At 69.6% G+C, this 15,916-nt stretch carries 10 protein-coding genes; 2 read left to right on the top strand and 8 right to left on the bottom strand.

The window, feature by feature from the left end:
- Positions 1-41: 41 nt before the first annotated feature.
- The 8 genes from dxs to ngcE form a co-directional block, all read right to left on the bottom strand.
- Entirely contained in the window at positions 42-1,961 is a 1,920-nt protein-coding gene (gene dxs / locus ACGFQC_RS32905) for a 1-deoxy-D-xylulose-5-phosphate synthase (RefSeq protein WP_363090409.1), read from the bottom strand.
- 212 nt (positions 1,962-2,173) lie between these two features.
- Positions 2,174-3,520, bottom strand: a complete 1,347-nt coding sequence (locus ACGFQC_RS32900; protein WP_363090408.1) for a sugar ABC transporter permease — start codon at positions 3,518-3,520, stop codon at positions 2,174-2,176.
- Positions 3,517-4,308, bottom strand: a complete 792-nt coding sequence (locus tag ACGFQC_RS32895; protein ID WP_363090407.1) for an ATP-binding cassette domain-containing protein — start codon at positions 4,306-4,308, stop codon at positions 3,517-3,519. Before ACGFQC_RS32895 ends, ACGFQC_RS32900 begins: the two co-directional genes overlap by 4 nt.
- Positions 4,309-4,585: 277 nt before the next feature.
- The gene (locus ACGFQC_RS32890; protein ID WP_393289078.1) at positions 4,586-5,677 is read right to left on the bottom strand and encodes a sugar ABC transporter substrate-binding protein; all 1,092 of its coding nucleotides are present in this window, start codon (positions 5,675-5,677) and stop codon (positions 4,586-4,588) included.
- A 122-nt stretch (positions 5,678-5,799) separates the two neighbouring features.
- Entirely contained in the window at positions 5,800-6,999 is a 1,200-nt protein-coding gene (locus ACGFQC_RS32885; protein WP_363090406.1) for an ROK family transcriptional regulator, read from the bottom strand.
- A 215-nt stretch (positions 7,000-7,214) separates the two neighbouring features.
- Positions 7,215-8,132, bottom strand: coding sequence for a carbohydrate ABC transporter permease (locus ACGFQC_RS32880; protein ID WP_363090405.1), 918 nt, complete (start codon positions 8,130-8,132; stop codon positions 7,215-7,217).
- A 2-nt stretch (positions 8,133-8,134) separates the two neighbouring features.
- Positions 8,135-9,061 (bottom strand): sugar ABC transporter permease, encoded by a 927-nt coding sequence (locus tag ACGFQC_RS32875; RefSeq protein WP_363090404.1) that lies wholly within the window; start codon positions 9,059-9,061, stop codon positions 8,135-8,137.
- Positions 9,062-9,089: 28 nt separating this feature from the next.
- Positions 9,090-10,595, bottom strand: coding sequence for an N-acetylglucosamine/diacetylchitobiose ABC transporter substrate-binding protein (ngcE, locus tag ACGFQC_RS32870; RefSeq protein ID WP_363090403.1), 1,506 nt, complete (start codon positions 10,593-10,595; stop codon positions 9,090-9,092).
- A 729-nt stretch (positions 10,596-11,324) separates the two neighbouring features.
- On the opposite strand from ngcE, the gene ACGFQC_RS32865 reads away from it, so the two are divergent.
- Together ACGFQC_RS32865 and ACGFQC_RS32860 are read left to right on the top strand one after the other, a co-directional pair.
- Positions 11,325-15,065, top strand: coding sequence for a GH92 family glycosyl hydrolase (locus ACGFQC_RS32865; RefSeq protein WP_363090485.1), 3,741 nt, complete (start codon positions 11,325-11,327; stop codon positions 15,063-15,065).
- Between the two features lie 111 nt (positions 15,066-15,176).
- Positions 15,177-15,701 (top strand): hypothetical protein, encoded by a 525-nt coding sequence (locus ACGFQC_RS32860; protein ID WP_363090402.1) that lies wholly within the window; start codon positions 15,177-15,179, stop codon positions 15,699-15,701.
- Positions 15,702-15,916: the final 215 nt, after the last annotated feature.

The following is a 15,916-nucleotide window of genomic DNA, read 5'->3' as shown; positions in this document are numbered from 1 at the left end:
GCGCGGGTCGCGCGCCTTCCCGTCGGTGGCGTGCGTTCCCGTCAGTCGCGGGCGGGCTCGACCTCGGCGGCCGTCCTGTCGTACCGCCCGTCGAGGCGGGAGACCAGGCCGGTGACCTGGCGGGCGATGTCGGGGGCGGTCAGCCCGATCTCGGCCATGACCTCGGCGCGGGAGGCGTGGTCGAGGAAGCGGGGCGGGATGCCGAAGTCGCGCAGGGGCACGTCGACCCCGGCGTCGCGCAGGGCCTGGGCGATCGTGGAGCCGACGCCGCCGACGCGCGAGTTGTCCTCGACGGTGACGACGACGCGGTGGCGCTCGGCGAGCGGGGCCATGGCCTCGTCGACGGGCTTGACCCAGCGCGGGTCGACGACGGTGGTGGAGATGCCCTGGCGGTCGAGGAGGGCGGCGATCTCCAGGCACATCGGGGCGAGGGCGCCCACGGAGACCAGCAGCACGTCGGGCCGGTCCGTGCCCGGCTCGCGCAGTACGTCCATGCCGCCGACGCGTCCCACGGCCGGCACGGCGGGTCCGACGGCGCCCTTGGAGAAGCGCACCACGGTCGGCGCGTCGTCGACCTCGACGGCCTCCCGCAGCTGGGCGCGCACCTGGTCGGCGTCGCGCGGCGCGGCCAGCCGGAGGCCCGGGACGACCTGGAGGATCGACATGTCCCACATGCCGTTGTGGGAGGCGCCGTCGGTGCCGGTCACGCCGGCCCGGTCGAGCACGAAGGTGACCCCGCACCTGTGCAGGGCGACGTCCATGAGGACCTGGTCGAAGGCGCGGTTGAGGAAGGTGGCGTAGACCGCGAAGACGGGGTGCACGCCCGCGTGGGCGAGGCCCGCCGCGGAGACGGCGCCGTGCTGCTCGGCGATGCCGACGTCGTAGACGCGGTCGGGGAAGGCCTTGGCGAACTTGTCCAGGCCGACGGGCTGGAGCATGGCCGCGGTGATGGCGACGACGTCCTCGCGCTCGGTGCCGAGCTTGACCATCTCCTCGCCGAAGACGGAGGTCCAGTCGGCGCCGCTGCTGGCGATCGGCAGACCCGTGTCGGGGTGGATCTTGCCGACGGCGTGGAAGCGGTCGGCCTCGTCCTGGAGGGCGGGCTGGTAGCCGCGGCCCTTCTCGGTGAGGCAGTGCACGATGACGGGGCCGCCGAAGCGCTTGGCGCGGGCCAGCGCCGACTCCAGGGCCTCGATGTCGTGGCCGTCGATGGGGCCGACGTACTTCAGGCCGAGGTCCTCGAACATGCCCTGCGGCGCGATGAAGTCCTTCAGGCCCTTCTTGGCGCCGTGCAGGGTGTCGAAGAGGGGCTTCCCGACGACCGGGGTGCGGTCGAGGATGTCCTTGGTGCGGGCCAGGAAGCGCTCGTAGCCGTCGGTCGTGCGCAGGGTCGCCAGGTGGTTGGCGAGGCCGCCGATGGTGGGGGCGTAGGAACGCTCGTTGTCGTTGACGACGATGACGAGCGGACGGTCCTTGGCCTCGGCGATGTTGTTCAGCGCCTCCCAGGCCATGCCGCCGGTCAGGGCACCGTCACCGATGACCGCCACGACGCGGCTGTCCCGTTTCAGGATCTCGTTGGCCTTGGCGATGCCGTCGGCCCAGCCGAGCACCGTGGAGGCGTGGCTGTTCTCGATGACGTCGTGCTCGGACTCGGCCTGCGAGGGGTAGCCGGACAGGCCGTCCTTCATCTTCAGCCGGGAGAAGTCCTGCCGGCCGGTGAGCAGCTTGTGCACGTAGGACTGGTGGCCGGTGTCCCAGAGCACCTTGTCCTTCGGGGACTCGAAGACCCGGTGCAGTGCGATGGTGAGCTCGACCACACCGAGGTTGGGGCCGAGGTGGCCGCCGGTCTTGGACACGGCGTCGACGAGGAAGGTCCGGATCTCCCCTGCCAGCTGGTCCAGCTCCTCCAGGCTGAGCCGGTCCAGATCGCGCGGTCCCCTGATGCGGGTCAGCAGCGGCACCCGTGCCTCCTTGCAGTAGAGCTGATCGAGCTGTTGCCGGGCTCTGCGAGTCTAATCTTCCGCCCCGGCGGACGGCGCCCGCCCCATGATTCAGGGGTTCCCGGGGATTCACGGATCGGCCGCGCCCCGGATGCGGGTTTCCCCGGGCAGGCCCGGCATGCCTGTGCCCGGCACCCGCCACGGGTACCGGGCACAGTCGGTCGCCGCCGTGGTCAGCCGCGACCGGCGGCCTTCTGGCTCTTGCGGGAGACCGAGTCGATGACGACCGCGCCGAGCAGGACACCACCGGTGATCATGTACTGGATCGAGGTGTTCATGTTCAGCAGGTCGAGACCGGTCTGGATGGACTGGATGACCAGCATGCCCAGGAGGGCGGACCAGACGGTACCGCGGCCGCCGAAGAGGCTGGTGCCGCCGATGACCGCCGCGGCGATCGCCAGCATCAGGGTGTTGCCGCCGCCGGCGCTGAGCGTGGCGCTGGCGGTCTGGCCGGCGAAGAACATACCGCCGACCGCGGCGAAGCCACCGGCGATGGCGAACACGGTGATGCGGATCATCGGCACGTTGATACCGGCGCGGCGGGCCGCCTCGATACCGCCACCGACCGCGAAGACCTGACGGCCGAAGGTCGTACGACGGAGCACGAAGTCGACGATGACCAGCGCGGCCAGGAAGATGACGAGCGCGTTGGAGACACCGGCGGCGTTGTTCAGCACGGCCGCGGCCGCGAAGGACGCGACGGCCAGCGCGCCGACGCGCAGCAGGATCTCGCTGGTGGGCCGGAACGGCACACCAGCGGCCTTGCGGCGGCGCTGCTCGCCGAAGGAGCCGAACAGCATGGACGCGACACCGAGGCCGGCCAGGAGGTAGGCGCCGATGATGGCCTGGTCCATGAAGAAGGAGCTCTGGCCGAGCAGGTGGACCGGACCGGAGTCGGACGGGATGTTGATGGTGCCGCTGTCACCCAGCAGCCACAGCATCAGACCGTTCCAGCCGAGGAAACCGGCCAGGGTCACCACGAAGGCGGGTACGCCGATCTTGGCGAAGAACCAGCCGTGCAGGGCACCGATCAGGATGCCGGTGACGACGGTGAGGATCAGCGACAGCCACGGGTTCATGGTGTGGTCCACCACGAACACGGCGAACAGGGTGGACGCCAGGCCGCTGACGGAGCCGACGGACAGGTCGATCTCGCCGAGCAGCAGGACGAACACCAGGCCGATGGCGAGCATGCCGGTGGCCGACAGGTAGTAGCTGATGTTCGAGAGGTTGTCGGCGCTCAGGAAGCGGTCGTTCTGCAGCTGGAAGATCGTCCAGATGACGATCAGGCCGATGACCACCGGCAGCGAGCCCAGCTCGCCGCCCTTGACCTTGCGCTTGAACTCGGTGACGTAGCCCTTGAGGCCCTCCTCGCGGACCAGCAGGCGCGGGTCGACGACGGTGACCGGGGCGGCCGTGGGGTCGTCGGCGGGGGCGACCGTGGTCTGGTCCTCCACCACGCCCTCGGTCTTCTCGACCTTGGTGCTGTCGCTCTTCACGGTCTTGGACGTGTCGCTCACTTTGCCGCCTCCGCGGTGCGACGCCCCGCACGACGGGTCACGGCGTTGTCCGTGGCACCCGTGATCGCGGCGATGATCTCTTCGTGGCTGGTGTCCTTCACGGGGAAGGAGCCGTTGTTCTTGCCCAGGCGCAGGACGGCGACGGTGTCGGCGACCGCCTTGACGTCGGCCATGTTGTGGCTGATGAGGATGACACCGAGGTTGCGCTCGCGGAGCCGCTCGACCAGGTCGAGGACCTGCGCGGTCTGCTCGACACCGAGGGCGGCGGTGGGCTCGTCGAGGATGACGACCTTGGGGTCGCCGATCAGCGCGCGGGCGATGGCGACGACCTGGCGCTGACCGCCGGAGAGGCTCGCGATCGGGATGCGCACGCTCGGGATGCGGATGGAGAGCGTGGACAGCAGCTCGCGGGCGTTCTTCTCCATCGACACCTCGTCGATGACACCGCGGCGCAGCAGCTCGCGGCCGAGGTAGAGGTTGCCGACCACATCGAGGTTGTCGCAGAGCGCGAGGTCCTGGTAGACCGTCGCGACACCGAGGCCCTGGGCGTCGTGCGGCTTGGTGATGCTGACCGGCTTGCCCTCCCACTCGATGACGCCGTCGTCGATGGGGTGGACACCCGCGATCGTCTTGACCAGGGTGGACTTTCCGGCGCCGTTGTCGCCCACCAGGGCGACCACTTCTCCGGCGTGGACCTCCAGCTCGACGTCGGTGAGTGCCTGCACCGCACCGAATCGCTTGGAGACTCCGCGCAACGCCAGCACGGGCGTAGCGGACACGTGAACCATCTCCTTCGCCGCCTGACCGGCGGGGATGCCGCGCTGTGAGACAGGCGCGGAAGGGTGTGCGCAACGCCGACGGGTACGGGGCGCTGACGCACGAGGTTTACAAGATGAACATGCGCGAGTCCGCCGCACTTGGCAACGGTTCCGTCCGACGCCCGCCCCGGCAGCGGGGTGTGAAGGTGGGGCAGGCGTCGGCGGGGTCTCACGGGGCCGCTGTGCGGCCGGTGGCCCGGGCCCCGCAGGGGGGACCCGAGCCGGGTGCGCGCGGGGCGCGGGACCGCTACTGGAGGCCGGCGGCCTTGCAGGCGGCGGCGAACTCGGCGGTGCAGATCTCCTCGACCGTGTACAGCTTGTCCGCGATCACCGTGTCCTTGATGTTGGCCTTAGTGACCGACACCGGGGTCAGCAGCTGCGAGGGCACCTTGTCGCCGGAGCCGCTGGTCAGCTCGGTGGTGGCGAGGGACTTGATGTCCTTGCCCTCGAGCAGGTTGACCGCGAGCTGGGCGGCGGCGTCGGCCTCGGGCTTGAAGGCCTTGTAGACGGTGGAGGACTGGGTGCCGGCGACGATGCGCTGGATGCCCGCGAGCTCCGCGTCCTGGCCGGTCAGCGGGATGCCGCTGATCTTCGCGCCCTTGAGGGTGTTGGCGATGCCACCGGCCATGCCGTCGTTGGCGGCGTAGACGCCGGCGATCTTCTTCGCGCCGAGCTGCGTGATCGCGGCGGACATCTTCTGCGCGGCGACGGTGTCCTTCCACAGGCCGGACTGCTCGTAGGCGATCTTGACCTTGCCGTCGAGGGCCTTGTGGGCGCCTTCCTTGAACTGACCGGCGTTCGGGTCGGCGTCGTCACCGTTGATCATGACGACGTTCGCCGTGGGGGTCGCCTTCGAGCCGAGCGCGTCGAGCAGGGCCTGGCCCTGGAGCTCGCCGACCTTGACGTTGTCGAAGGAGACGTACGCCGAGACCGGACCCTGCGCGAGGCGGTCGTAGGCGACGACCTTGACGCCCTTGTCCACGGCGGACTTGATGGAGGACTTGATGGCGGCCGAGTCCTGCGCGGAGACGACGATCACCTTGACGCCCTTGGTGACCATGCTGCTCATCTGCTGAGCCTGCTTGGCCGGGTCGGCGGCGGCGTTCGCGTACTGCACGTCACAGTCGGAGCAGAGCTCCTTGACCTTGGCCTCGAAGAGCGGCTTGTCGAACTTCTCGTAGCGCGCCGTGACGCTGTCGGGGAGCAGCAGGCCGATGGACTTGCTCTCGGAGCTGCTGCTGTCGGAGTCGTCGTCGCCCGCCTTGCCGCACGCGGCAATCGACAGGGCCATGGAGACGGCGGTGGCGCCGATCACGACTCTACGCATCGTTGCGTTCATGGGGTTGTGCCTCCCTGACAGGGCCGCAACGCTGCGGCCGAGGTGGCTGGAAGTCAACTCGGCCACACGTGCGACGTCAAGAAGTAAATACTTAACGAGATGGCAACGGCGTCATTCGTTCTCTAAGTGAAGGCAGGTGTGTTGGCCGTCAGCGTGCCGTCCAAAAGGGTTGAATCACCCATCTCGCTGAGTGCGAGAGCGAGTGCTCCGAGCACCTCCGCACGGCCTCCGAGTGCCCCTGGGAGAACGGTGAGTTGCCGTGCCGCACTGGGGATCGCGTAGCGGCCGACGGACTCCCTGATGGGCCCGAGCACCAGCTCGCCGGCCTCGGCGAGATCACCGCCCAGGACCACCCGGCTCGGGTTCAACAGGTTGCAGAGATTGGCGACTCCACTGCCGATGTGGCGGCCGACGTCGGCGATCACCCGACGGCAGCCCGGGTCTCCGTCCCTGGCCAGCCGTACGACTCCCTCCATGGTCAGGTCCGTGCCGTGGCTGGACTGCAGGAGCGGCAGCACGTAGCGGGCGGCCGTGAAGGTCTCCAGGCAGCCCCGGTTTCCGCAGCGGCAGACGGGGCCGGATTCATCGAGTGTAATATGTCCGATTTCTCCCGCGGTTCCGCCGGGACCCCGGTAGATCTTCCCGTCGATCACCAGGCCGGCGCCGACACCGCTCGCGACCTTGATGTAAGCAAGATCACGAACACCTCTGCCGCTGCCCCAGACCATCTCGCCGAGGGCGCCGAGGTTGGCGTCGTTGTCCACGTGCACGACCACACCGAGCCGCCCCCGCAGCTCCTCGGCGGGCTTGGTGCCGATCCAGCCGGGCAGGATCGCGGACGAGCCGAGCGAGCCGGACTCCACGTCGATCGGACCGGGGACCCCGAGACCCACTCCGGCGATCTTCGAACGGTCCACCCCGGTGGCCTCGATCAGGCGGTTGACCAGCTGTTCCGCCCGGTCGAAGCCCTGCGCCGAGGAGGCGTCCACATCCAGCGGTTCGGACTCCTCGGCGAGCACCTGATGGGCGAGATTGCCTACGGCGACCCGTAGGTGGGTATGGCCGAAATCCACCCCGATGACGATGCCGGCGTCCCCGCTCAGACTGACGCTGCGGGCCCTGCGGCCACCGGCCGAGGTGGGCGTGACCTCGACGGTCCCGCGGTCCTTCAGCTCGCGCACGATGTTGGACACGGTCGCCGCGGACAGGCCCGTCGTCCGGGCGATCTCCGCCTGCGTGAGGGACCCGGCCAGACGCACGGCGCGTACCACCCGCTCCAGGTTGGCTCGGTGCAGCGACGACTGCGACCCCGGAGTCTCCACGACGACCTCCCGCGCGCGGGACCGCTTCGATGAGGCCCCGCTATGTCCAACTAGTGAACTCTAAGCTGAGCTGTTCGGGTCGCCTCCCGTCAAGAGGTTGAACACTAATCGCATTCATGCACACACCGAACGGTGCCGTCCCCCGAGTCGGGAACGGCACGCGTACGGGTGGCTGCGCAGTGCTACCGCAGCGTCCAAGGGATCAAGGGGAGGGACTACTTCAGCGCCCCCGCGGTCAGTCCCCGCACCACCTGCCGCTGGAAGACGACGTACGCGGCGAGCACCGGCAGCATCGCCATCACCAGGCCCGCGAAAAGACCCGACCAGTCACCCTTGTAGCCCTGGCTGGCGGCCAGCTGGACCAGTCCCTGGGTGAGGACCCGCTTGTCCGGATCGGTGTTCAGGACCGTGGGGAGCATGTACTGGTTCCACTGGCCCAGGAAGTTGAAGATCCCCACGCTGATCAGGCCGGGCCTGGCCATCGGCAGCATGATCTGGAGGAACGTACGGCTGTGCGAGGCGCCGTCGACGAACGCCGCCTCCGCCACCGACGAGGGCAGCGTGCGGAAGAACGCCGTCAGGAAGAACACCGTGAACGGCAGCGAGTAGGCGATGTAGACCAGGATCAGGCCGTGGACCGTGTTCAGCAGGCCCATGTTGTTCACCACGTAGAACAGCGGGACCAGCGCGAGCATGACCGGGAAGCTCATGCCGCCGACGAACAGGTAGTAGACGAACCGGTTGCCGGGGAAGTCGAACCGGGCCAGGACGTACGCCGCCATCGACCCGAGCACCAGGGTGCCGATGAGCGAACCCCCCACCACCAGCACGGTGTTGAGGAAGTAGTCGCCCATGTTCGCCTCGGTCCAGGCCCGCGACCAGTTGTCGAGGCGCAGCGTGTCGGGCAGCGACCAGGGCGAGCCGAAGATGGCGCCGTCGTCCTTGAAGGAGGTCATCACCGCCCACAGCAGGGGCAGCACGACCATGACCGCCCACAGGACGAGGATGCCGTGCGAGAAGGCGTTGAGGACCTGCCCCTCCTTCCGCGTCCGGGCCGGTGCGCCGGCCGGCGGGACGCCCGCCTTCGCGACGGGTACGGGCGCCGGGGGTTCCGCGGTCTTCTCGATGCTCATGATCAGTACTCCAGCCGCTCGCGCCGGCCCAGCCGCAGCACCAGCGCGGCGAAGGCCAGCGTCACGACGAGCAGGGCGACTCCGATGGTGGTGGCGTAGGCGGCCTGGCCGTCGCGGAACGCCTTCTGGTACACGTAGAGGACCATGACGGTGGTCGAGTAGTCGGGCCCGCCCGGCCCGGTCGTCATGATCTGGACGACCGCGAACGACTCCGCGCCGAGCGCGAGGATGCCCATGTAGACCCAGCCGGACTGCACGGTGTCCCACAGCAGCGGCAGGGTGATGCGGAAGAACGTGGTGGCGCGGCCGGCGCCGTCGAGCAGGGCGGCCTCGTACAGGTCCGCCGGGATCGACGCCATGCCCGCGGAGAACAGCACCACGAAGAAGCCGACCGTCGACCAGACGAGCACCGCCATCACGCACCACAGCGCGAGCCCGGGATCGCCCAGCCACAGCGGCTGCACGCCGTCCAGCCCGATCCCCCGCAGCAAGGAGTTGAGGGCGCCGCTGTCGGGGTTGTAGGCGAAGGCGAACAACAACGCCACGATGGCGATCGACAGTACCTGCGGGAAGAAATAGACGATCTTGTAGAAGGACGAGCCGCGCACACCGGAGACGACCGGGCCGCCCCTCCTTCTCCGTCCGCCGACATTGATCATGAAGGCGAAGAAGAGCGCCAGGCCGATCGTCACCAGCGGCAGCACGACCGCGAACATCAGGCTGTGTTGCAGGGACTTCCAGAAGATGTCGTCGTCGAGCATCCTGCGGTAATTGTCCAGGCCGACCATCTCGAATTCGGGGCTCAGACCGGTCCAGTCCGTGAACGAGTAGTAGATGGACTGGACGAACGGCCACACCACGAAGAGCGCGTACAGTCCCAGGGGCAGCGCCAGGAACCCCACGATGAACCGGTACTTGCCGTGCTGCATCGCCACTCCGGTGTCGTGATGTCGCCGGTTACCGGTGCTTGTAGTGCTTGATCGAGGAATCCTTGGCCGCCTCGTCGGCGTAACCCTGGATCTTCTTGATCGCCTCCGCCGGGGTGAGCCGGCCGGCCATCATCTCGCCGAGTCCGGAGACCCCGATCTTCTCCTTCTGCAATTGCACGTACCAGTCCTGGAGCCGCGGATTCACCACGTTCCGGCCGGCCTTGTCCAGCGCGGCGACAGCCGACTTGAGGCCGGGGGTGAGGGTGATGCCCTCGGTGCCGCCGTTGTACGCGGTCAGCGACTTGACCTTGGAGGTGAAGTTCTTCGAGGACGCCTCGCCGAGCATGATGCGCAGCTGCTCCATGCCGCCGGCCGGGTTCCTCGCCTTGGCCGGGACGACGAACGGCTCGCCGCCGGAGGCCCAGACGGTGCCGAACGGCAGCTTGTCGGAGCTGTCGAGTCCGGTCGGCGCGGAGACGGCGAGGCCGAAGTCGGCGGGGATGACGTTGGCCGACTCGTTCTCCACCCAGGAGCCGTTGGGCAGGAACAGGGCCTTGCCCTTGGCCCACGCGGTCTGCGACTGGATGTGGTCCAGGCCGGGCGTGCCCCGCAGGACGTAACCCTTCTCGTACAGCTCGTAGTAGGCGTCGAAACAGGCCTTGACCGCCGGGTGTCTCCAGGCGTTCGGCTCCAGGTTGTCGATGGCGTCGAGGACCTCGCGGCCGCCGACCTTGCCGATCATCGGATACAGCGAGAAGGGGAGGTAGTACGGGTACTTGCCCGCGTACGTCCAGCCCGCCATGCCCTTCTTCCTGGCCTTCTCGCAGACCGCGAGCATCTCGTCCCAGGTCTCGGGGTAGGCGGCGTCCAGCGAGTCCAGGGCCTTCTGCGAGTACCAGACGCCGTACACGGTGTACGCGTAGTACATGATCCAGACCGGGTCGCCGTCGAACTGGCCCATCTCCACGATGCCGGGGCGCAGGGTGTCGCGGACCTTCTTCGCCGGGTCGTCGTAGGACGGCGCGTCCAGCAGCGCGGTGAGGTCGGCCAGCTGGCCCTTGCCGACCAGGACGCCCATGTCCATCTGCTCGGCACCGGAGTTGTCGATGAGGTCCGGCGGGGTGCCCTGGTGGAAACGGGGCTGGAGGGTGGACTGGATCTTCTGGGTGGCCGAGAACCTCACCTCGGCCTTCGGGAAACGCTGTTCGTAGATCTTCACGGCGTCCTCGGCGTACTCCTTGCCGAAACCACCGTCGAACAGGACGAATTCCATCCGGGTGGTGTCGTTCACGCCGAGTGGGTTCTTGCCGGTCTTCTTGCCGGTCTTGGCCTTGGCCTTGTCCTCGTCGCCGCCCCCGCTGCTGGCGCAGGCGGAGAGGAAACCCACCGTGGGAACGGAGAGCAGTCCGAGCGCGGTCGATCTCCTGATCAGATCGCGGCGGCCGACACCTTTCGGACCGCGATTCTCGATGGCGCCAGTCGAAACAGTTGAACCAGTTGAATCAGCCGAATCGGACACAGATGTGGATCCCATGCTCAAGTCCTCGCCTTCTCCAGGACTCAGGCGGTGAGCCGGATCCTTCCCGGCACCGCGGTCAGGTCAAGCAGGGTCGTGCGGATCGGGTGAATCGCCGACAGGTATAGTCCACTTCCCGTCACCGGACAAGATCGCATGCAAGGTTGGCCATGGGTCTTTTCCGAGTTGAGACCTGGCGGAAATACGAGCCACCGTGACCGTCCGGCCGGAAAATCGCCGGACACGAGCCCGTGGAGGAGATGTGGCGCACTCTCGGAGGACAATCCGGACGATCCGCGGCGGACGGTCCGGACGATCCGCGGCGGAGCCCGGCGGAGCCCGGCGGGAGAGCTCTCAGGGCCGACGGGGCAACGCTCTCGCGGCACCTCGTGGGACCTCGTGGGACCTCGTGGGACCGGCGACCTCGCGGCACCTCGTGGGACCTCATGGGACCGGCGCCTCCCCCTGGTGCGGCACCTCGCGGAACCAGCGGCGGCCCCTGCGCGGAACCTGCGGCGGCTCCGGGCGCGACCGCCCCGCAGGGCCCACCCGGGTCACCGCGAAGGACCCGGACGGCGCGGTCAACATCCTTGACATCACTCGCCACTTGGCCACCTACTGATTCCTGCGCATCGAAGAAGACAACGTTGTCCGGCGCAGGGAGGGTGCTCGCGGATGCAGCGCTTCGCAGCTCGGTCGAGGTGGATCCGATGGAGACGGGCGGTCGTGGGCACGGCCGCCCTGGTCATGGCGGCGGGCGCGCCGGGGGCGGCGGTCGCCCTGCCGGACAGGGTGCCGGTGCCCGACCGGGAGTTCGCCTCCTCCTTCGAGGACGGTGAGCGGGCTCCCGACTGGCGGAGCACCGTCGAGTCCGTGCCGGGCGGCGGGAAACGGGCGTCGGGGGTCGACGGCGGCTACGGCGGCGGGCTCCCCGGCGACGTGACCGACCGGGTCACGGACGTCCGGGCGAGCGCCGAGAACACGGCGGGCGGCGAGGTGAAGGAGAACCTCGTCGACGGCGAGGCGGGCACCAAGTGGCTGGCCTTCGAGGCCACCGGCTGGGTGGAGTTCGACCTGCCCGAACCCGCGGCGGTCACCGCGTACGCGCTGACGTCCGCCAACGACGCCGCCGAACGCGACCCGGCGGACTGGACCCTGAAGGGTTCGGCGGACGGCGGCGACTGGACGACCGTCGACACCCGCTCCGGCGAGTCCTTCGGCAAGCGCTTGCAGACGAAGACGTACGCGCTCGGCGCACCGGCCTCCTACCGGCACTTCCGGCTGGAGGTGACGAGGAACCACGGCGCCGGGATCCTCCAGCTCGCCGACGTGCGGTTCGGGACGGGCGGCGACGGCGACCCCGTCCCGCCGGACATGCAGACCGTCGTCGACCGCGGGCCGAGCGGCTCCCCCACCGCCAGGGCGCGGGCCGGCTTCACGGGGCTGCGGGCCCTGCGCTACGCCGGACGGCAGACCGCCGAGGGGCGCGGCTACTCGTACAACAAGGTCTTCGACGTGAACGTGCGGGTCTTTGCCCGCACCCGCCTGGCCTACCGGATCTTCCCGGCGATGGCCGAGGGGGACCTGGACTACGCGGCGACGAACGTGTCGGTGGACCTGGCGTTCACGGACGGGACGTACCTGAGCGGTCTCGGGGCGAGGGACCAGTACGGCTTCGCGCTGTCGCCCCGCGGGCAGGGCGCGGCCAAGTCGCTGTACGTCAACCAGTGGAACGACGTCCTCGCGGGGATCGGCCCGGTGGCGGCCGGGAAGACCGTCGACCGGATCCTCCTCGCCTACGACTCCCCCGGCGGGCCGGCACGGTTCCGGGGCTGGGTGGACGACATCACGCTGCGCACGGCCCCGCCCGAGGCCCCGAAGGCGCACCTGTCGGACTACGCGGTGACCACGCGCGGCACCAACTCCAGCGGGAGCTTCTCGCGGGGCAACACCTTCCCCGCGACCGCCGTGCCGCACGGCTTCAACTTCTGGACCCCGGTGACCAACGCGTCCACCCTGGGCTGGCTCTACGACTACTCCCGCGCGAACAACGCCGACAACCTGCCCACGATCCAGGCGTTCAGCGCGAGTCACGAGCCCAGTCCGTGGATGGGCGACCGGCAGACGTTCCAGGTGATGCCGTCCGTGGCGGCCGGCGTCCCGGACACCGGGCGGGCGGCGCGGGCGCTGCCGTTCCGGCACGCGAACGAGACGGCCCGGCCGTACTCCTACGGCGTGCGGTTCGAGAACGGGCTGAAGGCGGAGATGGCGCCGACCGACCACGCGGCGGCCCTGCGCTTCACCTACCCGGGCGACGACGCGAGCGTCGTCTTCGACAACGTCACCGACCGGGCGGGCCTCACGCTCGACACCGGCAAGGGCGTCGTCACCGGCTGGTCGGACGTGAAGTCGGGGCTGTCCGCGGGCGCCACCCGGCTGTTCGTGTACGGCGAGTTCGACGCGCCGGTGACGGCCGGGGCGTCGAGCGGGGTGAAGGGGTACCTGCGGTTCGACGCGGGCGCCGACCGCACGGTCACCCTGCGCCTGGCGACCTCCCTGATCGGCGTCGACCAGGCGCGGGACAACCTGCGCCAGGAGATCCCGGAGGGAACCTCCTTCGAGACGGTCGAGCGGCGGGCCCAGCGGCAGTGGGACGAGCTGCTCGGCACGGTGGAGGTCGAGGGCGCCACCCCGGACCAGCTGACGACGCTGTACTCCAACCTGTACCGGTTGTACCTGTATCCCAACTCCGGTTTCGAGAAGGTGGGTTCGACGTACAAGTACGCCTCGCCCTTCTCCCCGATGCCGGGCCCGGACACCCCGACGCACACCGGCGCGAAGATCGTGGACGGCAAGGTGTACGTCAACAACGGTTTCTGGGACACCTATCGGACGACCTGGCCGGCGTACTCGCTCCTGACGCCGGCCAGGGCGGCCGAGCTGGCGGACGGGTTCGTGCAGCAGTACAAGGACGGCGGCTGGACCTCGCGCTGGTCCTCCCCCGGGTACGCCGATCTGATGACCGGCACCTCGTCGGACGTCGCCTTCGCGGACGCGTACGTCAAGGGTGTCGGCCTGGACGCGGAGTCGGCGTACGACGCGGCGGTGAAGAACGCGACCGTGGTGCCGCCGTCGTCCGGCGTGGGCCGCAAGGGCATGGCGACCTCCCCCTTCCTCGGCTACACGGCCACCGACACCCACGAGGGCCTGTCCTGGGCCCTGGAGGGCTACCTCAACGACTTCGGGATCGCCCGGATGGGACAGGAGCTGTTCCGGAAGACGGGCGAGCGACGGTACGAGGAGGAGTCGGAGTACTTCCTCAACCGCGCGCAGGGCTACGTGCACCTGTTCGACGCGGAGGCCGGTTTCTTCCAGGGCCGGGACGCCGAGGGCGACTGGCGGGTGGAGTCGTCGGCCTACGACCCCCGCGTGTGGGGCCACGACTACACCGAGACCAACGGCTGGGGCTACGCCTTCACCGCCCCGCAGGACAGCCGGGGCCTGGCCAACCTCTACGGCGGCCGCGACGGCCTGGCGCACAAGCTCGACACCTACTTCGCGACCCCGGAGACCGCCTCCCCCGAGTTCGTCGGCTCCTACGGCGGCGTCATCCACGAGATGACGGAGGCGCGGGACGTGCGGATGGGCATGTACGGGCACTCCAACCAGGTGGCCCACCACGCGCTCTACATGTACGACGCGGCCGGGCAGCCCTGGAAGACGCAGGCAAAGGTCCGCGAGGCGCTGGGGCGCCTGTACACCGGCAGCGCCATCGGGCAGGGCTACCACGGCGACGAGGACAACGGCGAGCAGTCGGCCTGGTACCTCTTCTCCGCGCTCGGCTTCTACCCGCTGGTGATGGGAAGCGGCGAGTACGCGGTCGGCTCCCCGCTGTTCAAGAAGGCCACCGTGCACCTGGAGAACGGTGAGGACCTGGTGATCCGGGCGCCGCGCAACAGCGCCCGGAACGTCTACGTGCAGGGCCTCAAGGTCAACGGGCGTCCCTGGTCATCGACTTCACTGCCCCACTCGCTGCTGGCGAAGGGCGCGGTCCTCGACTTCGACATGGGCCCGCGGCCCTCGGCGTGGGGCAGCGGAAAGGGCGCGGCCCCCGTGTCGATCACCGGGGACGACGAGGTGCCCGTCCCGCGCACGGACGTACTCGCGGGCGAGGGCGCCCTGTTCGACGACACGTCGGCGACGGGGACCGGGGTGTCGGGGGCGGTCGACCTGCCGGTCGGCGCCGCGGAGAAGGCCGTGCAGTACACGCTCACGTCCGCGAAGCGGTCCGACGCGCCGACGGCCTGGACGCTCCGGGGCTCGTCCGACGGCGTGACCTGGACGGACCTCGACCGGCGTACCGGCGAGTCGTTCCGCTGGGACCGGCAGACCCGGGCCTTCTCGATCCCCCGGCCGGCCTCGTACCGGTACTACCGGCTGGCCTTCGACGGTCCGGCGGTCGTCACGGAAGTCGAGTTGTTGTCATGATCCGGTAACCAAGAACGATCACGGGTGCACGGAGCGCGACCCCTGATCCACAATGATGCAGGCCGCCCGCGGAAGAGCGGGCGGCCTGTCATCACGAGGGGGAACAAAAAGATGGGCGTCATCAGAAGGTTCGCGGGTCTGCTGGCAGGTGCGGCGCTGGGGGCGGGGGCCCTGGTCGCCACGGCGGCTCCGGCACAGGCGTACAGCCCGAACCCGACGTTCAGCTCGTACTACTACGACACCGACAACTGCCCGTGCAGCGGCGGTGACCTCACCGACCCGTTCGACGGCACGTCCTTCGCGAACGACGCCGGCGGGTACGCCGTCAAGATGGAACTGGTGCAGTCCGGCGCCTTCGTCGGCAAGGTGGAGTTCCACCCGAACGACGAGAAGCTGTGGGTGTACGACACCAGCAACGACGGCGACTCGTTCTACGTCAAGGTCGGATACTCCTTCGACGGCACCTACCACGACCTCGGCTCCTTCGCCGCCCCCGGCACCTCGGCGGTGGTGGACCACTCGGTGCGGGACTTCGAGCTGCCCGAGGGTGCGGCGGTGGACATCTCCGTCTACGACGACGCGGGCCTGACCGACCTCATCGGCTCCGCGCGGGGTACCGGATCCGCCATCGCCTGACCCGCGGGGGGCCGTACCACCGCCACGGGTGGCGCGGCCGCCGTCACCGCGCCCGGAGCCCGGCCCCCTTCACGGCGGGGCCGGGCTCCGGGCGCGGTCGCGGGGGGGGCGGCGGGGGGGGGGGGGGGGGGGGGGCGCCCCCCCCCCGCCGCCCCCCGGGGGGGGGGGCCCCCGCGCCGGGGGGCGGGGGGGGGGCCGGGGGGCCCCCTCCCCCG

This window comes from Streptomyces sp. NPDC048734, assembly GCF_043198675.1.
In the GTDB taxonomy this organism is placed as follows: Bacteria; Actinomycetota; Actinomycetes; order Streptomycetales; family Streptomycetaceae; genus Streptomyces.
The sequence above is the reverse complement of the archived record's forward strand: the minus strand, read 5'-3'. Positions and strand labels throughout refer to the sequence as shown.

What these genes read in the sequence shown, in the direction of transcription:
- ACGFQC_RS32895 (WP_363090407.1), bottom strand. Translation starts at nt 4,308, where the DNA reads ATGGTTCACGTGTCCGCTACGCCCGTGCTGGCGTTGCGCGGAGTCTCC.
- ACGFQC_RS32890 (WP_393289078.1), bottom strand. Translation starts at nt 5,677, where the DNA reads ATGAACGCAACGATGCGTAGAGTCGTGATCGGCGCCACCGCCGTCTCC.
- ACGFQC_RS32880 (WP_363090405.1), bottom strand. Translation starts at nt 8,132, where the DNA reads ATGAGCATCGAGAAGACCGCGGAACCCCCGGCGCCCGTACCCGTCGCG.
- ACGFQC_RS32875 (WP_363090404.1), bottom strand. Translation starts at nt 9,061, where the DNA reads ATGCAGCACGGCAAGTACCGGTTCATCGTGGGGTTCCTGGCGCTGCCC.
- ngcE (WP_363090403.1), bottom strand. Translation starts at nt 10,595, where the DNA reads ATGGGATCCACATCTGTGTCCGATTCGGCTGATTCAACTGGTTCAACT.
- ACGFQC_RS32865 (WP_363090485.1), top strand. Translation starts at nt 11,325, where the DNA reads ATGGCGGCGGGCGCGCCGGGGGCGGCGGTCGCCCTGCCGGACAGGGTG.
- ACGFQC_RS32860 (WP_363090402.1), top strand. Translation starts at nt 15,177, where the DNA reads ATGGGCGTCATCAGAAGGTTCGCGGGTCTGCTGGCAGGTGCGGCGCTG.